Annotated in this window: 21 protein-coding genes; 5 read left to right on the top strand and 16 right to left on the bottom strand. The window is 65.1% G+C overall.

Going from position 1 to position 23,322, the window contains the following annotated elements; genetic code table 11:
- The first annotated feature begins 202 nt into the window (after positions 1–202).
- The gene (locus tag FNV92_RS33865; protein WP_041748626.1) at positions 203–1,396 is read left to right on the top strand and encodes an ABC transporter substrate-binding protein; all 1,194 of its coding nucleotides are present in this window, start codon (positions 203–205) and stop codon (positions 1,394–1,396) included.
- A gap of 166 nt (positions 1,397–1,562) precedes the next feature.
- Here the strand turns inward: FNV92_RS33865 and FNV92_RS33860 are convergent, their stop codons facing one another.
- From FNV92_RS33860 to FNV92_RS33845, 4 genes are read right to left on the bottom strand one after another with little or no spacing between them, the layout of a single operon-like run.
- Positions 1,563–1,949 (bottom strand): MAPEG family protein, encoded by a 387-nt coding sequence (locus FNV92_RS33860; RefSeq protein ID WP_143842822.1) that lies wholly within the window; start codon positions 1,947–1,949, stop codon positions 1,563–1,565.
- 27 nt (positions 1,950–1,976) lie between these two features.
- Entirely contained in the window at positions 1,977–3,059 is a 1,083-nt protein-coding gene (locus tag FNV92_RS33855) for a lipocalin-like domain-containing protein (RefSeq protein WP_143842823.1), read from the bottom strand.
- On the bottom strand, positions 3,049–5,511 hold the full coding sequence (locus FNV92_RS33850) for an ABC transporter permease (RefSeq protein WP_143842824.1): 2,463 nt from the start codon (positions 5,509–5,511) through the stop codon (positions 3,049–3,051). The genes FNV92_RS33855 and FNV92_RS33850 overlap by 11 nt, the downstream gene beginning before the upstream one ends.
- Positions 5,508–6,161 (bottom strand): ABC transporter ATP-binding protein, encoded by a 654-nt coding sequence (locus FNV92_RS33845; protein WP_143842825.1) that lies wholly within the window; start codon positions 6,159–6,161, stop codon positions 5,508–5,510. The genes FNV92_RS33850 and FNV92_RS33845 overlap by 4 nt, the downstream gene beginning before the upstream one ends.
- Positions 6,162–6,307: 146 nt before the next feature.
- Here FNV92_RS33845 and FNV92_RS33840 point away from each other — a divergent pair, with 146 nt between their 5' ends.
- Positions 6,308–7,657: an MFS transporter gene (locus FNV92_RS33840; protein ID WP_143842826.1), complete on the top strand. Its 1,350-nt coding sequence runs from the start codon at positions 6,308–6,310 to the stop codon at positions 7,655–7,657.
- 191 nt (positions 7,658–7,848) lie between these two features.
- On the opposite strand, the gene FNV92_RS33835 is transcribed toward FNV92_RS33840, so the two are convergent.
- The 10 genes from FNV92_RS33835 to soxX form a co-directional block, all read right to left on the bottom strand.
- Positions 7,849–9,564, bottom strand: a complete 1,716-nt coding sequence (locus tag FNV92_RS33835) for an N-acyl-D-amino-acid deacylase family protein (RefSeq protein WP_143842827.1) — start codon at positions 9,562–9,564, stop codon at positions 7,849–7,851.
- Between the two features lie 193 nt (positions 9,565–9,757).
- The gene (locus FNV92_RS33830) at positions 9,758–10,963 is read right to left on the bottom strand and encodes an MFS transporter (RefSeq protein ID WP_143842828.1); all 1,206 of its coding nucleotides are present in this window, start codon (positions 10,961–10,963) and stop codon (positions 9,758–9,760) included.
- Positions 10,964–11,098: 135 nt separating this feature from the next.
- A complete protein-coding gene (locus FNV92_RS33825; RefSeq protein ID WP_143842829.1) occupies positions 11,099–11,263 on the bottom strand; it encodes a hypothetical protein in 165 nt (54 codons plus the stop codon).
- Positions 11,264–11,347: 84 nt separating this feature from the next.
- Entirely contained in the window at positions 11,348–12,388 is a 1,041-nt protein-coding gene (locus FNV92_RS33820) for an MBL fold metallo-hydrolase (RefSeq protein ID WP_015689231.1), read from the bottom strand.
- A 183-nt stretch (positions 12,389–12,571) separates the two neighbouring features.
- Positions 12,572–14,317 (bottom strand): thiosulfohydrolase SoxB, encoded by a 1,746-nt coding sequence (gene soxB / locus FNV92_RS33815; protein ID WP_143842830.1) that lies wholly within the window; start codon positions 14,315–14,317, stop codon positions 12,572–12,574.
- 54 nt (positions 14,318–14,371) lie between these two features.
- On the bottom strand, positions 14,372–14,677 hold the full coding sequence (locus FNV92_RS33810; protein WP_143842831.1) for a hypothetical protein: 306 nt from the start codon (positions 14,675–14,677) through the stop codon (positions 14,372–14,374).
- Positions 14,674–15,537, bottom strand: a complete 864-nt coding sequence (gene soxA / locus FNV92_RS33805; RefSeq protein WP_168213425.1) for a sulfur oxidation c-type cytochrome SoxA — start codon at positions 15,535–15,537, stop codon at positions 14,674–14,676. Before soxA ends, FNV92_RS33810 begins: the two co-directional genes overlap by 4 nt.
- Positions 15,537–15,848 carry a thiosulfate oxidation carrier complex protein SoxZ gene (soxZ, locus tag FNV92_RS33800; protein WP_015689227.1) on the bottom strand — a complete coding sequence of 104 codons (312 nt, stop codon included), beginning with the start codon at positions 15,846–15,848 and terminating at the stop codon, positions 15,537–15,539. Before soxZ ends, soxA begins: the two co-directional genes overlap by 1 nt.
- Before the next feature lie 13 nt (positions 15,849–15,861).
- Positions 15,862–16,341 carry a thiosulfate oxidation carrier protein SoxY gene (gene soxY / locus FNV92_RS33795; protein WP_015689226.1) on the bottom strand — a complete coding sequence of 160 codons (480 nt, stop codon included), beginning with the start codon at positions 16,339–16,341 and terminating at the stop codon, positions 15,862–15,864.
- Between the two features lie 25 nt (positions 16,342–16,366).
- Positions 16,367–16,723 carry a sulfur oxidation c-type cytochrome SoxX gene (gene soxX, locus FNV92_RS33790; RefSeq protein WP_015689225.1) on the bottom strand — a complete coding sequence of 119 codons (357 nt, stop codon included), beginning with the start codon at positions 16,721–16,723 and terminating at the stop codon, positions 16,367–16,369.
- Between the two features lie 245 nt (positions 16,724–16,968).
- Here soxX and FNV92_RS33785 point away from each other — a divergent pair, with 245 nt between their 5' ends.
- Positions 16,969–17,643 carry a DUF938 domain-containing protein gene (locus FNV92_RS33785; RefSeq protein ID WP_143842833.1) on the top strand — a complete coding sequence of 225 codons (675 nt, stop codon included), beginning with the start codon at positions 16,969–16,971 and terminating at the stop codon, positions 17,641–17,643.
- A 122-nt stretch (positions 17,644–17,765) separates the two neighbouring features.
- Here the strand turns inward: FNV92_RS33785 and FNV92_RS33780 are convergent, their stop codons facing one another.
- A complete protein-coding gene (locus FNV92_RS33780; RefSeq protein WP_168213426.1) occupies positions 17,766–19,835 on the bottom strand; it encodes a prolyl oligopeptidase family serine peptidase in 2,070 nt (689 codons plus the stop codon).
- Positions 19,836–20,033: 198 nt separating this feature from the next.
- On the opposite strand from FNV92_RS33780, the gene FNV92_RS33775 reads away from it, so the two are divergent.
- Both FNV92_RS33775 and FNV92_RS33770 read left to right on the top strand, forming a co-directional pair.
- Positions 20,034–21,281 carry an MFS transporter gene (locus FNV92_RS33775; protein ID WP_168213779.1) on the top strand — a complete coding sequence of 416 codons (1,248 nt, stop codon included), beginning with the start codon at positions 20,034–20,036 and terminating at the stop codon, positions 21,279–21,281.
- Between the two features lie 118 nt (positions 21,282–21,399).
- Entirely contained in the window at positions 21,400–22,635 is a 1,236-nt protein-coding gene (locus FNV92_RS33770) for an MFS transporter (protein ID WP_143842836.1), read from the top strand.
- A gap of 121 nt (positions 22,636–22,756) precedes the next feature.
- Here the strand turns inward: FNV92_RS33770 and FNV92_RS33765 are convergent, their stop codons facing one another.
- Complete coding sequence (locus FNV92_RS33765; RefSeq protein ID WP_143842837.1) at positions 22,757–23,251, bottom strand: VOC family protein; 495 nt, start codon at positions 23,249–23,251, stop codon at positions 22,757–22,759.
- Positions 23,252–23,322: the final 71 nt, after the last annotated feature.

The following is a 23,322-nucleotide window of genomic DNA, read 5'->3' as shown; positions in this document are numbered from 1 at the left end:
GCGAGGCTGGCAACTCCAAGTCTTCGCCACACCTCTCCCTGTGGTTATGGTTCCCGGATCTTCGCTTCGCTCGTCCGGGACGACACCATCTCTGTGGCCCACGCCCATACTAACGATCAACATGAAATGGATGGGCAGCGCCGGGGTTCTTCACTACTATCTGCGCGATTTCAAAACAGAAAACTGCTGGGAGCTAACACACATGAAATCAGCCCTTTTGGCCGCTGTCGCAATTTCGGCCCTGATGCTGACGGCGCCGGCCACCGCGCAAGGCGTCAAGATCGGCATCCTCAACGACCAGTCCGGCGTCTATGCCGATTACGGCGGCAAATGGTCGGTGGAAGCCGCCAAGATGGCGATCGAGGATTTCGGCGGCGAGGTGTTGGGCCAGAAGGTCGAGCTGGTCACGGCCGACCACCAGAACAAGCCTGATCTTGCGACCTCCATTGCGCGGCGTTGGTACGACGTCGAGAACGTCGACATGATCACGGAGCTGACGACCTCCTCGGTTGCGCTCGCGATCCACGAACTCTCGAAGGAGAAAAAGAAGATCGACATCGTCGTCGGCGCCGCGACCTCGCGCCTCACCGGCGATGCCTGCCAGCCCTACGGCTTCCACTGGGCCTATGACACCCGCGCGCTCGGTGTCGGCACCGGCGGTGCGCTGACCAAGGCCGGCGGCGATACCTGGTTCTTCCTCACGGCCGACTATGCCTTCGGCTACGCGCTGGAGAAGGACACCAGCGAGATCGTCACCGCCAATGGCGGCAAGGTGGTCGGTTCGGTGCGCGTTCCGCTCAACTCCTCGGACTTCTCCTCCTTCCTGCTGCAGGCGCAGAGCTCCAAGGCGAAGATCGTGGGTCTCGCCAATGCCGGCCTCGACACCACCAACTCGATCAAGCAGGCCTCGGAGTTCGGCATCGTCGCCGGCGGCCAGAAGCTCGCGGGGCTCCTGATGACGCTCGCCGAGGTGAACGGCCTCGGCTTGCAGGCCGCGCAGGGCCTCGTGCTGACCGAAGGCTATTACTGGGACGTCAACGACCGCACCCGCAATCTCGGCGAACGCTTCCTCAAGCGCACCGGGCGGATGCCGAACATGATCCAGGCCGGCACCTACTCGGCGACGCTGAGCTATCTCAAGGCGGTCAAGGCTGCCGGCACCAAGGATCCCGATGCGGTCGCCAAGAAGCTGAAGGAGCTGCCGGTCGACGACGATTTCGCGCAAGGAGGCAAGGTGCTCGAGAACGGTCGCATGGTCCACGACATGTATCTGTTCGAAGTCAAGAAGCCGTCGGAGTCGAAGAAGCCCTGGGACTATTACAAGCAGCTCGCGGTGGTCCCCGGCGACAAGGCCTTCTTCACCGCCAAGGAAAGCGGCTGCCCGTTGACGAAGTAGGGCTCTCTCGTGCCCCGGACGCATCGCAGCGCGCAGCGGTGCGATGCAGAGCCGGGGCCCAACTCTCTGCATAGCGTGCAGACTGCTGGGTCCCGGTTCAGCGGCGCAGCGTGACACGCTGCACCGCGCCCGGGACACGGCTTCGTGTGTCGAGGCGTATCGACCCTCACACCATCCGCAGCAGCACCGCGCCCAGCGCTCCCGCCCACAGCGCAAGGGCGGCGATTCCCTGGATCGCGAAGCCGGGGCCGCGCTTGGCTGCCGCCTTCGAATAACCGATGAAATAGACGATGCGGCCGATGATCCAGACCGCGCCGATCCCGGCCGCAACGGCGTCGCCGATATAGATCGCGAACAGCCAGAGCGCCGGAAGAAAAACCGGCATCCATTCCAGCGTGTTCATTTGAATGCGGAAGGCGCGCTCGAAATCGGGATGGCCCGACGTCGCGGGGACCTTGACGCCGGTCTTTTCCCGCACGCGCGAGACGTTGATGCAGACGAAGAGATAAAATGCAATCGCCAGCAGCGTGACGAGAGCGGTGAGATGATACATTGCTAATCCCTTCAAACGAGTTGCGCCTCAATAGCCGGTTAGCTCGAGATAGCCAACGCCGTCATGCGTGCCGGCGAAGCTGATCGGCCCCTCCCAATAGGAGAAGCCGGTCCCCATCCAGGCTCTTGGGTTGAGCGGCTTGCAGGAAATCGAGAAGGCGCGCGAGGGAATCGCGATTTGCCATTCCACCGGCAGCTTGCGTCCCGCGACGTCCACGGTCGCCTTCGGCGTCATCTGGATATCGCCGCCGGCAATCATCTGCGTGTTGCCCGACGCGCTGATCCAGTTGCCGAACGGATAATCCTTGCCGTCTTTCTGGCGCAGCCGGTACAGCATCAGCTTGTCGCCGGATGACAGGTGCAGCGACAGCCAGTCCCAGCCGGTCTGGTCGGCGTCGAGCGGCTGGCTGCTCCATTCGCGATCCATCCAGGCTTGGCCTGACACGTCGACGGATTTGTCATCGATGGCGAGCGTGCCACGCGCGCGGTAGAACGGCTGGCTGTAATAGTAGGAGGCTTGCCCGCGCTCGGACTTGCGGCTGTAGCCGTGGTCGCCCTGCGAGACGACCGGACGATCGGCCTCCAGCGTGAGCGCGTAGCTGAAGTCGGTGCCGGCGGCTTTAAGTGTGAGTGGCGACAGGGTGCGATCGTCGGCGCGCCCGAGACCCTTCATCTCCCAATCGTCGATCCACGCTGCGAACGGCTTTGCCGTGACGCCGGCCTGCCCGACCCCGCCGCGCGAAAAGGCTTCGTTGAAGCGGTGGGTATTCGCGCGCGTCACCGCGGCATGCGCCATCCAGATCTGCTGATTGGCCCAGCCTTCGCCTTGCGGCCCCGGCTGCGCCGCCTGGCGGAACAGCGTCCATTGCAGGCCGCACGCCGCGCCGCTGCTGTCGACCAGGTTCGCCGTCAGATACCACCATTCGATGCGAAAGTCCGGATGCGGGCTGTGATCGGCGGGGAAGGTAAAAGTCCTTCCCGGCGTCACCTTCGCAAAGCCATCGGCGCTCTCGCCGAGCCCGGCATAGCCTTGTGCACTTGCGCGGCGCGCGAGGGCAAGCGCGGCGATGCCGGCGGCGAAGGCGCGCCGCGAAATCCCGTCAGCGCTCATTGGCAAACACCTTGACGAGGCTCGCCGGCTGCATCCGCGCCAGCCGGATCATCGGCAGCAGTGCGGCAATCAGCGATGCGAACAGTGCAACAGCGACCAGCTCGACCAGCTGCAGCGGGAATACATGGAACGGCAACCGCCAGCCGAACGCCTTCACGTTGACGATCGCGATCAGGCACCACGCCACCAACAGCCCGAGCGGCACGGCCAGCAGCGAGGTAAACAGCGCGACCGACAGCGTCTTGGTCAGCTCGATCGCGGCAAGGCGCGGCCGGGTGATGCCGATCGCCCACAGCGGCGCGAGCTGCGGCAGCCGCGAATTCGCCAGCGTCAGCAGGCTGGTCAGGAGTGCAATGCCGGCGACGCCGAGCGTGAACGCGTTCAGCGCGGATGTCACCGCAAAGGTGCGGTTGAAGATCCGGATCGATTCCGCCTTCACCGTCGCCTGGTCTACGACGCTGCGATCGTCGAGCCCGAATTGTTTCTGCATCGCCGCGATCAGGCCCGGGATATTGTCGCGCGCGACGATCAGCCCAATCCGCGTCTGCGGCGTCTGCGGGAAATGCCGGATCAGCGCCGCGACGTTCACCGTCAGCTGCCCCTTGGGGTTGCCGTAATCGGCATAGATGCCGGCGATGTCGAGCTCCCAGCTCCCGCCGGGCGTCGGCACGTCGATGACATCGCCGACGCGCACGTTCAGCCGCCGGCTCAGTTGTTCGCTGATGAAGGCGGCATTGCCGGGCACGAGCTGCGTCCAGGCGCGCGGCGCCGTCTCCAGCAGCGGCCAGCGTTCGCGATAGAGCGCGTGGTCGGGCAGGCCGAGCAGCTCGACCGGCTGGCCCTGAACCTGCGTCTCGGCGCGCCCGCCCGACAGGATCGCCTGAACCTCGCTGCGCTGCCTCAGCCAGTTCCGGATTGCCGTGCCTTGCGCGTTGTCGGAGGCGCTGATGTAGACGTCGGCCGCAAGCCGTCCGTTCAGCCAGCCGACAAACGTGCGGCTGAAGGTTTCCACCATGGTGGACACTCCGACATTGACGGCGAGTGCGAGCAGCAGCGCCATCAGCGCAAGCGACAATCCCGAGAGCTGTTGACGGCTGTCCGCCCAGAACCACAACGAAAGCGGCCCGCGGGCGGTGCGCTGGCCGGCGAGCAGGATGATCTCGAGGAAGGCCGGCAGGATCAGCGCCGCGCCGAGCATCAGCGCCGCCAGCACGCCGAAGCCTGCGATCAGCGATTGCCCGTAGTGAAGCAGCAGCAGCGCGACCGCGAACACCGCGCAGGCCGCAAGGCTCTGCAGGATCAGCCAGCGGCGCTGCCGCTGCTGCCAGGCGTAGGGCTGCGCGGTCGCCAGCACCGGCATCCTGATCGCCTTGATCAGGCTGGTCGCTGCCGCGACGATCGCACCGGCGACGCTGATGCCGATGCCGGCAAACCACCATTCGGGCTGCAGCGTGAGTTGCCCCGGGATTTGCGCGCCATAGAGCCCGCGCAGCGATGCCGCCACATCCGGCAGCAGCGCCGCGGCGATGAAATAGCCGCAGACCAGCCCGATCAGCCCGGCAATCAGCGCCAGCGCGACCAGCTCGACCACGAGCACCGTATTGACCAGTCGCGCCGAGGCGCCGCAGGCCCGCAACGTGCGCAGCATCGGCAGCCGCTGCTCGAACGCAAGGCCGACGGCTGAGTTGACGATGAACAGTCCGACGAAGAACGACAGCAGGCCGAAGGCGGTGAGGTTCAGGTGAAAGCTGTCGGTGAGCCGCTCCAGCTCCGTCTCTGCATTCGGTTCGACCCGCTGCAACGCGTCGCCGACGACGCTTTGCAGCGGCGCGGGCTTACCCTTCGGCTTGCCGATCAGCAGCCGCGACAGCTGGTCCGGCTTGTTCAGCAGAAGCTGCGCCACGCCGATGTCGACCACGAGCACGTCGGGCACCAGTTGCGGCAGCACGCGCAGCGGCGGCAGCTTTGCGCCGTTGCTGATCGGCAGCGCCGCGCCTTCCTGCGCCTGTAGATCGCTCAGCGTTTCCTTTGCCACCAGCGTCTGGCCAGGCGGGGCGACGAAGCTGCTCAAATCCGAGGCGCCGAGGCGCGGCGCATTGCCGACATCGGCCGGCAGCGTCACCGGCTCGATGCCGAGCAACCGCACCGAGCGGCCGTTGACCTGGACGCGTCCCTCCAGCACCGGCGAGACCGGCCAGCCCGCGCGGCGGAGCTTGACGAAAAGGTCCTGAGGAAAGGTCGCCGCGTCAGGCGCGACCAGCATCGCCGTGCGCACCCCGCCGAAGGTTGCGGCGGCACGGTCATAGGCGTTGCGGGCCTGCTGGTTGATCGCCTGCACGCCGCTCCACAATGCGGTCGCCGCGATCAGCCCGATCAGGAGTGTCGCGAACTGCATCTTGTGCCGCCGCCAATGGCTCAGAAGCACCGCGAGCACCCACAGCGCGCGCCTCATGCGATCCGTCCCGCATGCAGGGTGAGATGGCGATCGAGCGTGCCGGCCAGATGCAGGCTGTGCGTCACCATCAGGAAGCCGCAGCCGGTGCGCGCGACGAGGTCGCGCGTCAGCGCCAGCACGTCCTCGGCGGTGTCCTCGTCGAGATTGCCGGTCGGCTCGTCCGCCAGCAGCAGTGAAGGCTTTATCGCCAGCGCCCGGCCGATCGCGACCCGTTGCTGCTGGCCGCCTGATAATTGCTCTGGATAACGCTTGAGCAGATTTTCCAGCCCGAGCCGCTCGGTCAACTCGCTGGACCAGGCCGCATCATGCCGGCCGGCGATCCGCGCCTGAAAGGCGAGATTGTCCGCGACCGACAGGCTGGGGATGAGATTGAACTGCTGAAAAACCAGGCCGATCCGGTCGCGCCGCAACACCGCGCGTCCTGCATCGGAAAGCTCGGTGACCTCGATGTCCTCCAGCCGGATCGTGCCGCCATCGGCGGCGTCCAGCCCGGCGATCAGGTGCAGCAGTGTGCTCTTGCCGCTGCCGGATTCACCTGTCAGCGCGACGCGTTCGCCCGCCCTGAGGTCGAGATCGACCCCGCGCAGCACATGGACCGGTTCGCCGGCCGCGGAGAAGGTCTTCGAGAGATTTCGGATAATCAGCACGATCAATGGCGCCGGACGGAATTAACGGAAATGCTGCGTAGCACACCTGCCGTGGAAATGCCGGGGTTGCGTTGCCGTTCAAGCCGTTGTTAGCTTCGTCAACGGCCAAATCATAAAAGTGCCAAAAAAGACATACGGGGAGAATAATGAGCGCTCAGGGAACGCCGTCCGCGGCGGGTAAGACGGCAGGGGAATCCAAGGGTTTGGCGAAGCCAACGCCGAAGGGCGCCTGGACAGTCACGTTTCTCCTCTTTCTCTTCATGGTCGTGAACTTCGCCGACAAGATCGTCGTCGGTCTCGCCGGCGTGCCGATCATGACCGACATGAAGCTCGACGCCGAGCAATTCGGACTGCTCGGCTCCTCGTTCTTCTTCCTGTTCTCGATCTCGGCCATCGTGGTCGGCTTCATCGTCAACAAGGTCCCGACGCGCTGGGTGTTGCTGACGCTGGCGGTGATCTGGGCGCTGGCGCAGTTCCCGATGGTCGGCACCGTCTCCTTCACCACGCTGCTGATCTGCCGTATCGTGCTGGGCGCGGGTGAAGGCCCGGCCTTCTCGGTCGCCGCGCACGCGATTTACAAATGGTTCCCGGACGAGAAGCGCACGCTGCCGACCGCCATCCTGTCGCAGGGCTCGGCCTTCGGCGTCATCCTGGCTGTGCCGGCGCTGAACTGGGTCATCGTCAATCACTCCTGGCACTACGCCTTCGGCGCGCTCGGCGTAGTCGGCCTGATCTGGGTCTGTGCCTGGCTGACATTCGGCAAGGAAGGCCCGCTCGAGGATACACAGGCCTTCGCTGCCAATGAGCCGCAGATTCCCTATGTGCAGCTTCTGACCTCGCGCACCTTCCTCGGCTGCGTGATCGCGACCTTCGGCGCCTATTGGGCGCTGTCGCTCGGCCTCACCTGGTTCACCCCCTTCATCGTCAAGGGCCTCGGATTCTCGCAGAGCCAGGCCGGCTTCGTCTCGATCCTGCCCTGGGTGTTCGGCGCCACCATCGTCATCCTCACCGGCTGGATCTCGCAGGTGATGACGGCGCGCGGTTACACCACGCGTATCTCGCGCGGCGTGCTCGGCTCGGTGCCGCTGATCCTCGGCGGCCTGATCCTCGCCATGATGCCGCATGTGTCGGGTGCCGGCATGCAGATCGCGCTGCTCGTCGTCGGCTCCGGTCTGTGCGGCGCGATCTATGTGGTCTGCCCGCCGATGCTCGGAGAATTCACCCCTGCGTCGCAGCGCGGAGCGGTCATCGCGATCTACGGCGCACTCTACACGCTATCGGGCATCATCGCGCCGAGCGTGATGGGCACCGTGATCCAGCGCGCCGGCAACATGCTCGACGGCTACATGACCGGCTTCACCATCAACGCAGTGGTGATGGTCGGCTCCGGCGTGATCGGCCTGCTGCTCCTGTGGCCGAACACGGAAAAGGCCAGGCTGACACGCGGTGCGGCTCCGCAGGCCGCAGCGCTGAAAGGCGCGGTGTCGCCGACGTAAGGGGCGCGCTCGCTTACCCTCCCCTGGAGGGGGAGGGTCGATCGCGCGAAGCGCGAGCGGGGTGGGGTGATCTCTCCGCTCAGGCACTGTTGGATGGGGAGAGACCGTCACCCCACCCCGGCTCACATTCCGCTTGCGCTCCATGTGAGCCGACCCTCCCCCTCCAGGGGGAGGGTGAGCGGCGGCCTCGCTCAATTCATCCCCTGCGCGCCCCGAATCAGCTTCCCCGGCCGCTGTCCCGTGGCCTCGCCGTGGCGCCGCGTCACCACGCCCGACACGATCGTCGCCTCGTAGCCGTCGACATCCTGCAACAGCCGCCGCCCGCCGACCGGCAGATCGTAATGCACCTTCGGCGGATGCAGATGCAGCCGGTCGTAGTCGATGACGTTGACGTCGGCCTTGTAGCCGGGCGCGATCAGCCCGCGATCGGTGAGGCCGACGGAGAGCGCGGTCTTGCGCGACTGCGCCGCGACCACGAACGGGATCGAGAGCTTCTCGCCGCGCTTGCGGTCACGCGTCCAGTGCGTCAGCAGATAGGTCGGGAAGCTGGCATCGCAGATGATGCCGCAATGCGCACCGCCGTCGGACAGGCCCGGCACCGATTGCGGATCGATCAGCATCTCGCGCGTCGCATCGAGATTTCCGTCGGCGTAGTTGAGGAACGGTACGTAGAGCATGCCCTTGCCCTCGTCCGATAGCATCGCGTCGTAGGCGAGCTCCTCCGGTTGACGCCCCTGCTGGCGCGCCTGCGGGCCCAGCGCGTTCTCCGGCGGCTGCTCATAATCGGGGGGATCGCCGAGCAGGAACATCTTGTCGTAGTTGGGCCGGAAGAACAGCGGATCGTCGGTCGCGGTCGCCGTCTCGCTGAGGATCGCCTTGCGGACCTCGGATTGATGCAGACGCGCCAGCCGCTCCTTCAGCGGCAGATGCGCGATGGCCTTGTAGCTCGGATGGGTCTGGAACGGATTGCGCGACAGCTCCAATCCGAGCAGCAAGCCCACGGGCCGCGCCGCGATCTGCGCGGTGATGGAGAGGCCGCGCTTGGCCGCCGCGTTGATCTCGTCCAGCGTCTGCCGCCAGCGGTTGGGCGCCTTGTCGTTCTGCGTGATCGAGAACGAGATCGGGCACTTGGTGGCGTCGGCCACCCTCAGCATCATCGGCAGATCTTCGTGGATGGTCGAGAGATCGAGCACGAATTGCAGCACGCTGCGGCCCTGGCTGTGCATCGCGCCCGCGATTGCCGTGAGCTCGTCCTCGCCGGCCTTCAACGTCGGCGTGAAATCGCCGGTGGAGGTGCGGTGGTTGAGTGTGCGCGAGGTCGAGAAGCCGAGCGCGCCGGAGCGCACCGCCTCGCCCGCGAGCTTCGCCATCGCCGCGTTGTCTTCGGCGGTCGAGGGATCGCGGCGCGCGCCGCGCTCGCCCATCACATAGACCCGCAGCGCCGCGTGCGGCAGCTGCGCGCCGACGTCGATGTCGAAATCGCGCTTGGCGAGCCAGTCCATGTAGTCGGGGAAGCTTTCCCACGCCCATGGAATGCCGGCGCTCAGCACCGGCTCGGGAATGTCCTCGACGCCTTCCATGAGCTGGATCAGGCGGGTGTGGTCGGCGGGCTTGCACGGCGCAAAACCAACGCCGCAATTGCCCATGATCGCGGTGGTGACGCCGTTCTGCGACGACGGCGTGATGTCCTGGCTCCAGGTGACCTGGCCGTCGTAATGGGTGTGCACGTCGACGAAGCCCGGCGTCACCAGCTTGCCGCGCGCGTCGATCTCTTCTTTGCCATTGGCCGAAACCTTGCCGACCTCGCTGACCCTACCGCCGGTAATGGCGACATCAGCCTCGAACAGCTCGCCGCCGCTTCCATCCGCAACGGTGCCGCCGCGGATCACGAGATCAGGGGTGCTCATGGTGTTTCTTCCCGTTTTGTTTTGTTGTTTCTCTTCGTCGTCCCGGACAAGCGCAGCGAAGCGGAGCGTAGATCCGGGACCCATAGCCACAAGGAGGAGTTTGGCGAAGACTCGGAGTGATCAGCTTCGCGCAGAAATTTCTCCCTGGGGTTATGGGTTCCCGCCTTCGCGGGGACGACAGTCGAATTCTTGACTACGCCTTCGCCGGCTTCCGCTCCGTGAACGGCGACAGCACCACCGTCGCCAGCATGAAGATTACCGACGCCCCGAACACCCAGTGCGGCGCGCTCTGATCCATGATCCAGCCGAACAGCAGCGGGCTGACGATGCCGCCGAGATTGAAGCCGGTGGAGACGATGCCGAAGGCGCGGCCAGCGGCGCCGGGAGGCGCGGCGTTGCGCACCAGCATGTCGCGCGAGGGTGCGATCACGCCGGAGAGAAATCCCGCGGTCGCCATCGTCACGGTCAGCGCCCAGCCCGGCAGCGTCACCAGCGCGATCAGCAGCACGATTGCCGCGTTGGCGGCAAAGCAGGCGGCGGCGACATAGCCGTGGCGCTCGGTGTGGTCGGCAAGGAAGCCGCCCGCGAGCACGCCGATGGCGCTCGAGGCGAGGAAGGCGGTCAGCGCGACGTTGGCGGCGGAGTAGGACGCGCCATAACCGCTCATCAGCGCCACCACGCCGAAATTGTTGACGCCGGCAACCGACAGGCTGAGCAGCGTGAACAGCACCGTGAGTGTGATCAGCGCCGGCGTGATCACCGCCTGCTTCGGCGCGGTTTCGCTGCCGGGCTTTGTCTTGTGCGCGCCGGCATCGGGAATGTTCATGACGACGAGCAGCAGCGCGACCAGCACGCCGATCGCGCCCGCCGCGAACAGCGCACCCGTGCCGCCGGACACGGTGACGAGTGCGGCAACGATCGCTGGCGCAACCGCGCCGCCGAGATAGCCGGCGAAGGTGTGGATCGAGAACGCGCGGCCCATCCGCGCCTCGTCCATGTGCTCGGCGAGGATGGCGTAATCGGCAGGATGATAGACGCTGTTGGCAAGGCCAAGCAGCACGGCGCAGGCGATCAGCGAGGCGTAGCTCAGATGCAGCCCCAGCAGGATCAGCGCGAGCCCTCCCAGCGTCAGTCCGCCCAGCAGGATCCTGCGTGCGCCGAAATGGTCGACGAGATAGCCGGTCGGCGCCTGCGTCAGCCCGGACACGACCGCGGAGACTGTGAGCGCGAACCCGAGCTCGACATAGCCGACGCCGAGTTGACCCTTCAGGAACGGGAACAGCATCGGCAGGACCAGCAGATGGAAATGGCTGACCCAATGCGCGATCGAAATCCCGGTCAGCGTGCGCAGCGCGCTGTCCGCCTTGCCTTGCTGCGGTGCAGCGAGAACATCGACCATTGCAGTTCCGTTTCACTCCCGATGGGAGCGCAAACTATCGGGGACAGCAGTTATTTGTCCATGAACGCCGGCGCATGGCAGGTAGCGCGGCCCACCTGTCATCCCTGCGAACGCAGAGGCGACAGCGGAGGACCGTCACAACGGTTCGTCATCCTCGCCGTAGCGATCGCGTTTTGGCGTTGCCATATCGCCGTCTTCGTAGTCGTCGTCGTCGTGCAGATGCGACGGCTTCTTTGCCTTGTCGTCCGCCTTCTTGGGCGGCTCGCTCGGCTTGGCGGTCGTCTTCCCGATCTTGGCCATGCTGATCCCGGATGGTGATGCGTCATCCGATTCTACCCGCAAAATATGTGCGGTTCCTGACTTATCTCAAGTCTCGGCTGGCCCTCAGCCGTGCACGATCGGTCCGCCCGCCTTCTTCCAGGCGTCGATGCCGCCGGCGATGTGCGCCGTGTTGGACAATCCGGCTTGCTTCGCTGCGGCCACCGCCATCGCCGAGCGCTCGCCGAAGGCGCAGAAGAACACCACGCGGCGGCCGGTGGCGGCCGCGACCTCGCGCAGCATGCCGCCGGGCTTCAGACTTTCCTCGACGCTCGGATAGGGTGTGTGCAGCGCGCCCTCGAGCATGCCGTGCTTCATCCGCTCGTTGCTCTCGCGCAGATCGACCAGCAGGATATCGGGCCGGCCGAGGACGCGGATCGCCTCGACCGCGCTCAGCGCGCGGCCCTCTTTCTCCAGCTCCTCCTGATGCAGGCCGACATGCATGTTGGCGGGCACTGCCACGTCCATCATCTTCGGATTGGGCAGCTTCAAATTGGCCATCAGCTCGATATATTCATCGACCGAGCGCACCTGGAGGCGCGGATTGTAGCGACGCTCCTCGCCGATGGTGGAGACGGTGTCGCCCTTGTAGTCATGCGCCGGGAACACCATGGTCTCGTCCGGCAGCTTGAGCAGGCGGTTGAAGATCGAATCGTATTGCGCACGCGACGAGCCGTTCTGGAAATCGGTGCGGCCAGTGCCGCGGATCAGCAGCGTGTCGCCGGTGAAGACGCGGTCGCCCATCAGGTAGGAATAGGAATCGTCGGTGTGGCCCGGCGTGTACATCACGTCGAGCGACAGGCCCTCGATGGTCACCTTGTCGCCGTCGGCAACCCGCATCGCCACCACGTCGGCCTTGGTCTGGTCGCCCATCACGGTCATGCAATGGGTGCGGTCGCGCAGCTCGCCGAGGCCGGTGACGTGATCGGCGTGCAAGTGGGTATCGACCGCCTTCACCAGCTTGAGGTCGAGCTCGCGCAGCAGCTGGCAATAGCGGTCGACCTTCTCCAGCACAGGATCGAGGATCAGCGCCTCGCCGCCGTGGCGGCTGGCGAGGACGTAACTATAGGTGCCCGAAACGCTGTCGAAGAGCTGGCGGAAGATCATGGCAAGACCCGGCGTGGAACTGACTTTTGAAGATTCTACTACGCCGGCTATTATAGAGAGAAGCAATTCACTGTGTAGACGAGAAAATTTAGAAGATTTTTATTGCGCGTGGTGGGATTGGGTACTCACCCCACCTGACACCGCGCGTGGTGTTGCGTTGTGCCACAAAAGCCTCCGGCCGCCCTATCCCGCGATGCCCGGATTGCCGTCGACGCCCTTCAGCGTGACGCCTGAGCCGAGCCGCTCCTGAAACATCCGGCCCGAGCGCAGATATTTGGCCACCACGTCCCATACCGGCGCGCCCTGCCGGCCGTTGATCGAGGCCCAGCCCGCGACCTTGTAGCGATGGCTTGCGCTCAGCGCCTTGCCGCCATGGACCCTCACATCGGAGATGCGGCTGCCGATCGCGGCATTCGGCGTGCAGGTGTAGCCGAGCCCGCCGGCGCGCACCATGTCGCCGCCTTGCTGGTAATAGGGATCGGCATTGAAGAGATTGTCGCAGATGTCTTCCAGCACGTCCTTGATCTCTGCGCCGGTCATCTCCTGCACATAGGTCTCGGGATAGGTGATCGCGGTCTCCGCGAGCAAATCCTCCATCGTCAGCGGCTGGCCTGGCAGCGCGGTGACGCCCCAGCGGAAGCCCGGCGACAGCGCGATCTCGGCGTCGAGCTCGGTGCGCAACGCGGCGCAGATCAGCTCGTCGATGGGACCGGCGAAATTGTCGCGGCGATAGAGCAGGCGGTCAGGCGTTGCGATCCTGTCGGACCAGTCGGCCACGTGCGGTGCGCGGACCCGGCCGATCAACTCGGCCATGGCAGGATCGGGTTTCAGCAGCTCGGAATAGACCGGCAGCAGACGATATCTGACGTCGCTGACCTTGCCCTTGTCGAGTGCGAGATCGAGCACTCCCAAAAACTTCCCGTTGGAGCCGGCATTGGTCACGAGCGTCGTACCGCCCGCGTTCTTCACCGCGACCGGCTGCGGGATCGCGTCATGGGTATGGCCGCCGAGGATGACGTCGATGCCGGTGACGCGGCTTGCGAGCTTGAGGTCGACGTCCATGCCATTGTGCGACAGCAGGATGACGGCATCGACCTTGCCGTTGCCGCGCAAGGCATCGACGTGCTTCTGCAATTCCTCCTCGCGGATGCCAAAGGTCCAGTCCGGCGTGAACCGCTTGGGATGCGCGATCGGCACGTAGGGAAAAGCCTGGCCGACGATCGCGACGCGATGGCCGCCGAGCTCCCTGATCACGGACGGCTTGAACACGCGCCCGCTCGCCTTGTCGAAGGCGGGGGCATCGTTGAACGCCGCTTCCTCGGTCAGGAAGACGTTCTGTGCCAGAAACTCGCCCTTGAAGCGCTCAAGATTGTCGCGCAGCACCTGCTCGCCATAGGTGAATTCCCAGTGCCCGGTCATCGCCTCGATGCCGAGCAGATTGGCGACCTCGACCATGTCGCGCCCCTGCATGACGTTGGCAAGCGCGGTGCCCTGCCAGAGGTCGCCGCCGTCGACCAGCAGCGAACGCCCATCGCCGGCGTCGCCCCGCAGCCGATCGATCAGCGTCTTCAGATGGGCGAAGCCGCCGAGCTTGCCAAAGCGCGCCGCTGACTTCTCGAACTCAAGGCAGCTGAAGGCATAGGCATCGGCACTGTCGGCCCGGACCCCGAAGCGCTCCAGGAAGGCGCGGCCGACCAGATGCGGCGGCCGGCCCGCCATCTCACCGACGCCGATATTGACGCTGGGCTCGCGGACATAGACCGGGTTGAGCTGCGCATGGGTGTCGGTGGTGTGCAGAATGCGCGCATTGCCGAACCGTTCGAGGTCGTAAATGCTCGCGGTCTCGGCGCTAGGCGCCGGTCTCGGCAGGCTCAGCGATGCTGCGACAATGCCTGCATTCTTAAGGAAATCGCGGCGGCGGATCGCCATCCCAGATTCTCCGCGCCTCTTCTCGGCAGTTCGACGGTTCCACAAGATCTGAGCTTAGCGGATTTCCATCGCCTTCCACGCTTCTTTTTCAGACATGGCCTGGAAGATCGACGCCTTCGCCAGCGCCTCGGCCTCCTTCGCAGCGGTCGTCGCGCGGTCGAAATCGCCGCCGTCCGCGGCGCGCTTCGCCGCCGCCAGCGCCGATACGGTCACGGTCCACTGGTTGCGCATGCCCGCTGCCTCCCTGGAGGCGGCTTCGGCAGCGGTATAGGCCGCTTTGTAATCCGCCTCGTTTGCCGCGCTCGCGGCAGGCGCGAGGCTCAAGGCGAGCAACATGGCGAGGGGAAGTGACCGCTTCATGGCCGTGCTCCCGGCCCCGAGATCGGCAGGCCGTTGGCGACGTAGGAGAGGAAGTATTCGACGTCGCGATATTCGTCCGCCTGCGGCTCCAGCGGAACCGCGCGGGTCTGGCTGTTGCAGGTGACGAAGCGGCGGCTGGTCGTCCCCATGCCGCTCCATTCGGAGCGGTAGATCGGCATCGCGTTCAGAATGCCGAGGGCTGGCGCCAGGATCTCGGCGCGGATGCGTTCGCCCGGGCTCTGCACATGGCAGCTCGCGCAGGAGAAGTTCATCTGGCCGCGCCGCGTGTAGAAATAGCGCTTGCCGTTCTCGAACGCCGCGAGCGCGCGGGGATCGTCGGGAATCCTGATGTCCATCGGCTTGCCGCGCGAAGTGAACGCCATGTAGGCGGTCAGCGAGGCCATCTCGTCCTTGACGTAGGAATAGGGCTGCTCGCCATTGGCCTCGCGGCAGCGATTGAGCGCGAGCTCCAGTGTGACGACCTTGCCTTCCTTCTCGTCGAAATAGGGATAGTTCTGGCGAATGCCGATGCCGCCGTTCGGGAAGCAGTCGGCGTAGCTCTTGCCGTTCTTGAACGGCGTCGCGAACATTTCCTTGCCGGCGTCGAGCGCGAACTCGTAAGGCGGGAATTCTTCCTTCTCCTGCCACTGCCGCTTCATATCCGCGTTCATCGAATACGGACCGTTGACGAAATCCTCACGCTTCACATCGGGAAATTTCTGGAAGAAGAAGTTCTGGAACGCCTTGGCGTCGGCCGCGGGATCGATCTTGTCGGCCGCGATCACGCGCGGCGAGGCGATGATGAGCGCAACGAGCGCGGCGCTCACCGAGCCGAGCACGAGGGCGATGCGGGCCTTCATCACGCGATCTTCGCGGTGATCGTATCCGACCCGCCCTTGTTGTCAGTCCAGGAGATCTTGAGGTCGTCGCCCTTCCTGGCGCCCTTGAAGCTGAACTTGACGTAGGGGTCCTTGGAGACCGCGGTGCCCCAATCGGCGACGAAGACGTCCTTGCCGTTACATTCGAAGGTCAACTGCTGGATGAAATGCGCCGGGATCAGCTCGCCCTTGGCGTCCTTGACCAGGCCGGTATCCATGGGGTGCTGGATCAGGGTCTGCACCTCGGTGATGTCGCCGTTGGATGTTGCGCGGACGCGAATGCTTGATGCCATCGGATCGATCCTCCTAGCCGCCGCAGCCGCCGACTGTGACTTTCACTTCCTTGGTTGCGCTGTAGAGCTTGCCGTCGGCTTCCACGATCGCGGTCACGTTGGTGGTCTTGGCCATCTTCAGGCGGTTGGCGACGCCAGGGATCGTACCGTCCGGAATCCTGTAGGACGCTGCGAGCGCGTTCGGGTTTTCGGCCACGAAGAACGAGATCGAGGTGACCTTGTCGAGCGTCGTCGTCACCGAGATCGGCACGACGCCACCATTCTCGGCGATCTCGGGCGCATCCAGCTTGACCTTGTCCGAGGGCTCGGCGGTCCTGCCGTAGAGTGCCTTGATCGCGTCCGCTTCGTTTTTCAGCTTGAACGCCTGCTCCGGATACTTGTCGTTGGCCGCGGCACGCGCGGGCGCGAACGGCAGATTGCCGAGGCCAAGCAGCGCGACCGAAGCTGCGCCCTGAAGGATCAGGCGTCGCGTTGCGAGGGGGCGTGGGGTCATCTCGAGTCTCCTGGCGTGCCTGAAGTCACAGGGTCTGCAGGAAATCAACGATCGCGCTGATCTCCTGCTCAGTCAAAATCCGGTTACGGCCGAACGGCGGCATCATGGTCTGCGGATTACGTTTGGTCTCGTCAAAGATGATCGCGACCAGCTCGTTGCGATCAGGGTATTTTGATTTGATGTCCTTCAGCTCCGGACCGATCGTACCCGGCAGATCGCCGCCCTTGATGACGTGGCAGGTCAGGCAGTTGCCCTTGCCGCGGTCGAAGGCGAGCTTCTGGCCGTCAGTCACGGCGGATTGCGCCCGCGCGGAGCTTCCGGCAAGGCCGGCGGCCATGGCCAGCAGGACGTAAAGGACGGGCGTCCGGGGAAAGGCGGTCAAGGCGTCATTCCGAGCCGTTATGTCGATGATCTCGTTTGCGGAAATATAGTGCTCCAAAGCACAAAGGGCACCGCCTGACAATCAAGACTATGCAGGCGGCAAAATGGAGTTAATATCTTCCGCATTGCAACTAAAGAGATTATTTGTTCGGCGGATTCAGGCCCGGGGGCGCGGGCCGGCTGTTTTCAGGGCGTTTGGGCGCTCATGCCGTTTTTATCTCGTTCTCGTTTTCAAGGGGACCACAATTGGCTGAATATGTCGTCGAATTTGGCAGGGACGGCGGACGGGTCGAGTCGGACGGGCGGCTCGATGCGCCTGCATTTCATCGCAATCACGAATCGCTCTGGGCGGCGCTGGAAAAACATCTCGCAGGCCTGACTGGCAACGTGGTCGAGCTCGGCAGCGGAACCGGACAGCACGTGGTCCATTTCGCGCGGCATACCCCCGGCCTGATCTGGTGGCCGAGCGACCTCAACCAGCGCCACCTCAAGAGCATCGAAGCCTGGCGCGTTCATTCGGGCCTGCAGAACATCCGCAGTCCCTTGCGGATCGACCTCGCCGATCCCGACTGGTGTCCGGAGCTGAAAACCGGCCAGGTGCCGACCAGCTTCGCCGCATTGTTCTGCGCCAACGTCATCCACATCGCGCCGTGGAGCGTGGCCGAAGGCCTGTTCGCTGGCGCCGGCCGCTATTTGCGCGCCGACGGCAAGCTGTTGCTCTATGGTCCGTTCAAGCGCGATGGCAAGCACACCGCGCTCAGCAACGCCGTGTTCGACACCTCCTTGCGTGAGGGCAACCCCGACTGGGGCGTGCGCGATATCAGCGACGTCGAGACGCTCGCGCGCGGCGCGCGCCTGGGTCTGGTCGATACGATCGACATGCCCGCGAACAATCTGACGCTGGTGTTTTCGCGAGGATAATTCGGGAAGTCGTCATGCCCGGGCTTGTCCCGGGCATCCACGTTCTTCGAACCTCGTGGCAAAACGTGGATGGCCGGGATGAGCCCGGCCATGACGTTGTGGAAGCTTGGGTGCCTCAAGCGCTACACCTCCCCGTCCTTCCACCCGATCTTGTCCTTCAAGAACCGGAAACCGATCACCTCAAACCCCGCGCGCTCCTTGTTGTCCTTGCCGTAGCCGTGGCCGCCCGCCGCCGGCTCGTAGAACCAGGCCTCGTAGCCCATCGCCTGGAGCTTTGCCGCCATCTTGCGCGCGTGGCCGGGATGGACGCGGTCGTCGCGGCGCGTGGTGGCGATCAGGATCGGCGGATAGGGCTGGCCGGCTTTGACGTTGTGATAGGCCGAGTAGGTCTTCAGCCACTCCCATTCATCCGGCTTGTCGGGATCGCCATATTCCGCGATCCAGCTCGCGCCCGCGAGCAGTTTTGTGTAGCGGCGCATGTCGATCAGCGGGATGGTGCAGAACAGCGCGCCGAAACGCTCGGGGTATCGCACCAGCATGTTGGTGATGAGGATGCCGCCGTTCGACCCGCCTTGCGCCGCGATGCGCCTCGGCTTGGTCACGCCGCGGCGGACGAGATCGGCGGCCACGGCTGCGAAGTCGTCGTGCGACAATTTCTTGCCGGCGAGGCGGCCGGCATCGTGCCAGCGCGTCCCGAACTCGCCGCCGCCGCGCAAATTCGCCTGCACAATCGTGCCGCCGCGCTCCAGCCACAGCTTGCCGAGCGACGGATTGTAGTACGGCTTCACCGAATGGGCGAAGCCGCCATAGGCGCTCATGTAGACCGGCGCATCGCCGGTCTCCCGTGCGGGTCCGGTCTGCACATAGGGAATGCGCTCGCCGTCGATCGAGATCGCCTCGTGCTGCGTCACCACGAGACCATCCGCTGTGAACGTTTTGGGAGCCTGCTTCAGCAAGGTCGGGCTTGCGACGCCGCGCTCGATCAGCAGCAGCGACGGCGGCGTCAGCGGGTCTTGCACGTTGGCGAGCAGATCGCCGTTGCTTTCGGAGGGATGGCGATCGAGCGGCCAGATGTCGACGACGCCGATCTGCGGGAGCCCGGGCAGCGACTCGCGGCTCCATGCGTGAGAGGATGGCGTGCAGATCTCGAATTGCGGCTTGAGCTCGTCGAGGATAGACAGCACCAGCCTGCCGCCCGCCCAGAACAGGCCTTGCAAGGCGCGCCGCGGTTCAGGCTCGAACAGGACCACGAAATCGCGGCCGCCGGCGAGGAACGCCGAGAGCGACATGCCGAGCACGGTGTCGGTGGCATAGCTTCGGCCGTCGACCGCCCAGTCCGCGCGCAGCTTCATCGCGAACCGGTCGCCATGCGCCTGCATCCATACGCCGGTCGGCAGGTCGAGCTTCGTCGTCGCACCAAGCGCATCGCGCAGCCAGATGGCGTGGTTGAAGAAGTCGATCTGCTCGATGATCCAGACCCGCGGCGCCGAGCCGGTGTCGTCGGACATGCCGGAGAGCGCCATGTGATCTGCGGTGGTCTCGAGGATCACCTGCGCCTGATCGACCGGCTGGCCGCGCCGCCACAGCCGAACGGTTCGCGAATATCCGGAGCTCGTCGCCATGCCCTCGCCATGGGCGCTGGACAGCAGCAGCGTATCGGCATCGAGCCAGTCGGCGCCGCCCTTGGCTTCCGGCAGCACGAAACCATCCGCAACGAAGTTCTTGGTGTCGAGGTCGAACTCCCGCAACGTCACGGCGTCGCTGCCGCCGCGCGACAGGCCAAGGATGGCCCGCGAGTGTCCCGGCATCGTGGTGATGGAGCTCAGCAGCCAGTCCTCGTCTTCGCGCGCGGCGAGCTGGTCGATATCCAGCATGGTCTCCCACGCCGGATCGGTCTTGCGAAACTCCGCCAGATTGGTGCGCCGCCACAGGCCGCGCGGGTTGACGGCGTCCTTCCAGAGATTGTGCAGACCATCGCCGCGCCGGCTGACATAGGGAATGTTGTCCGGCCGGTCGTAGATCGCCGCGAGGATGTCGCGGTCGCGCGCGAAGGCCGCTCCGCCGAACGCCTGAAGCGTCAGCTCATTTTGCCGCTCTACGAAATCGAGCGCTTGCGTTCCTTCGATCTCCTCCAGCCACAACCAGGGATCGTCGTCGGGAGCGCTGAGCGTGGGCCTGTCGTCGACGGACATGAACGAAACTCCTGGAGAATGCGGCGGATAGGATTTGATCGAGCGCAAGCCGTCAAGCGCGCGGCCGGCTATCATCCCGCCGATTGCGTCAGGGGCATGGCCCGCGCCCGTTTGCGCCGGTTGCCCGCCCTCCTGCACCGCTCCATAGTGCCGGGAATCAACAAAACCCCCTTTAAAGACCTTCGGGCGGAAATGCCGATGTTGGACGTGACTTCAGCCAATGAGATCGATGCCGACGCGCGGGTGCGTGCCAATGTGGTGCGCCTCGCCGCGGCGCAGGCGCTGACCGGCGCCAACTCGGCGGTGATCTTCGCCACCGGTGCGATCGTCGGCGCCACGCTCGCGCCCGACATGTCGTTCGCGACGGTACCGATCTCGATGTATGTGGTGGGCCTTGCCGCCGGCACGCTGCCGACCGGCGCGATCTCGCGCCGTTTCGGCCGCCGCGCGGCTTTCGTCATCGGCACCGCTTTAGGGACGTTGACCGGCCTGCTCGGCTCGTTCGCGATCCTGCACGGCTCCTTCGCGCTGTTTTGTTTGGCGACCTTTCTCGGCGGCCTCTACGGCGCGGTGGCGCAGTCCTATCGCTTCGCCGCGGCCGACGGCGCCAGCGCGGCCTACCGGCCGAAAGCCGTGTCCTGGGTGATGGCGGGCGGCGTGTTCGCCGGCGTGCTCGGTCCGCAGCTGGTGCAATGGACCATGGATGTCTGGCAGCCTTATCTGTTCGCCTTCAGCTTCCTGGTGCAGGCCGCGGTCGCGCTGATCGCGATGGGCATCGTCGCCGGCGTCGACATGCCGAAGCCGGCACCGGCCGACCTGCATGGCGGACGTCCGCTGCTCACCATCGTGACCCAGCCGCGCTTCATCGCCGCGGCGCTGTGCGGCATCGTCTCCTATCCCATGATGAATCTGGTGATGACCTCGGCGCCGCTCGCCATGAAGCTGTGCGGCCTCAGCGTGTCCGATTCCAATTTCGGCATTCAGTGGCACATCGTCGCGATGTACGGCCCGAGCTTCTTCACCGGCGCGCTGATCGCGCGCTTCGGCGCACCCAGTATCGTTGCCGCCGGCCTGCTGCTCGAGGCCGGCGCCGCCACGATCGGCCTCTCCGGCATCACCGCGATGCATTTCTGGGCCACGCTGATCGTGCTCGGCGTCGGCTGGAATTTCTCCTTCATCGGTGCCTCCGCGCTGGTGCTGGAGACGCATCGCCCGCAGGAGCGCAACAAGGTGCAGGCCTTCAATGATTTCCTCGTGTTCGGCATGATGGCGATCGGCTCGTTCTCTTCGGGGCAATTGCTCGCCAGTTACGGCTGGTCGGCGGTGAACATGGTGGTGTTCCCGCCCGTGGTGCTCGGCCTCGTCGTGCTCTCGCTCGTCTCGTATGCGCGCCGTCGCCGGGCGCGGCTGGAAGCCGCGATGGGTGAGTTCCCGGACGCAATCTGATTGTCAGGAGGCTGTCAGCAGCGTCGATACTTCGATCGCTGTCGAAGTGATTTTCTGAGGAGAGTTAATAGATCTCGTCATGGCCGGGACAAGCCCGGGCATGACGGAGTAGGCGGCAATGCTCGACAATCCTCAGCATCCCACCATCGACGAATCCTCCCTCCGCTACGGAGGCTGGCGCATCGTCGCGGTCTGCTTCCTGCTCGCGACCTTCGGCTGGGGGCTCGGCTTCTACGGCCAGAGTGTCTATGTCGCCGAGCTGCAGCGCGCGCGGGGCTGGCCGACCTCGCTGATCTCCTCCGGCACCACGTTCTTCTATCTGTTCGGCGCGTTGCTCGTCGTCTTCGTCGGCGAGGCCGTCCGGACATATGGCCCGCGGCTCTGCCTGATCGCCGGCACGCTGGCGATGGCGGCCGCTGCGGTCGCGATCGGCGCGGTGCGCGAGCCCTGGCAGCTCTATCTCGCCAACGCCGTGCTCGCCTTCGGCTGGGCCGGCACAAGTCTCGCCATGATCACCAACACCATCAGCCTGTGGTTCGACCACAAGCGCGGCATGGCGATCAGCCTGGCGCTGAATGGCGCCAGTTTTGGCGGCATCGTGGGTGTGCCGCTGCTGGTGATGCTGATCGGCCATATCGGCTTCGCCGGCGCAATGTACGCCGCATCAGGCGCCATGCTGGTGCTGCTGCTGCCGGTGATCCTCTTTCTCGTCGGCCGCCCGCCCGATTTTCACGGCTGGCACGCGACGGCGCGGCCAAAACCGCAATCGTCGGCGCAGATCCGCGCATGGGCGCTGCGCGACGTCGGCTTTCTCACGGTGACCGTCGCGTTTGCCCTGGTGTTGTTCGCGCAGGTCGGCTTCATCGTGCACCTGATCTCGTTCCTGGATCCGGTGATCGGCCGCGAGCGCGCGGCAGTCGCGGTCGCCGTGCTGACCGCGATGGCGGTGGTCGGCCGTGTGCTGTTCTCGATGGTGATCGACCGCCTTAACCAGCGGCTGGCGTCGGCGCTGTCGTTCCTGAGCCAGGCGGGGGCGCTTCTCGTCGTCATCAACCTGCACAACGATTATGTGCTGATCGCGGCCTGCGCCGTGTTCGGCTTCTCGGTCGGTAACCTCATCACGCTGCCCTCGCTGATCGTGCAGCGGGAATTCGACTCCGCCTCCTTCGGCGTGCTGATCAGCCTGAACACGGCGATCAACCAGGTGACCTACGCCTTCGGCCCCGGCGTGGTCGGCTTCTTGCGCGATTGGTCCGGCGGCTATGCGCTGCCGTTCTATTTGTGTGTTGCGCTGGAGGTGGTAGCGGCGGGGCTGATCATGGTGCGCGGGAGGCAGCGAGCGAAGGTCGTCTAGAGTCACGACCGCGCTTCCGCACCCTCCGTCATTGCGAGCGCAGCGAAGCAGTCCAGGCTGCCCCTGCGGGAAGATTCCGGATTGCTTCGCTGCGCTCGTAATGACGAGGAGACAGCGGAGTTTACCCCTCCCGCTGCTTCAGCAATCCCTCGACATCCAGCCGCTTGGTAAACATCGCGAGCTTGCCATCCGTCCCGAACGGCCACTGCTCCCTGGGCTTGTCCCAATACAGCTCCACGCCATTCTCGTCGGGATCGCGCAAATACAACGCCTCGGACACGCCGTGGTCGCTCGCGCCGTCCAGTGCGATGCCGGCCGATAGCACCCGATGCAGCGCATCCGCCAACGCGGGCCGCGTCGGATATAGGATCGCGGTGTGGAACAGCCCCGTCGTGCCAGGCGGTGGCGGCGAGCCGCCCTTGCTCTCCCAAGTGTTGAGCCCGATGTGGTGATGATAGCCGCCGGCCGAGATGAAGGCCGCGCCCGAGTCCATCCGTTGCATCAGCTCGAAGCCGAGCACGCCGCAATAGAAGCCGAGCGCGCGATCGAGGTTGGCGACCTTGAGGTGGACGTGGCCGATCCTGGTGCCGGCGGCGACGGCTGGGTTCTGCGACATGGTGGTGCTCCCTGATGAACTCCACTTAAGTCGAGCTTCGGGATGGCGCTACGGCCTTATCCCGAAACCCA

The sequence above is a fragment of the Bradyrhizobium cosmicum genome (genome assembly GCF_007290395.2).
Lineage (GTDB): Bacteria > Pseudomonadota > Alphaproteobacteria > Rhizobiales > Xanthobacteraceae > Bradyrhizobium > Bradyrhizobium cosmicum.
Note: the sequence above shows the minus strand (reverse complement) of the source record. Positions and strands in the feature narration are given on the sequence as shown.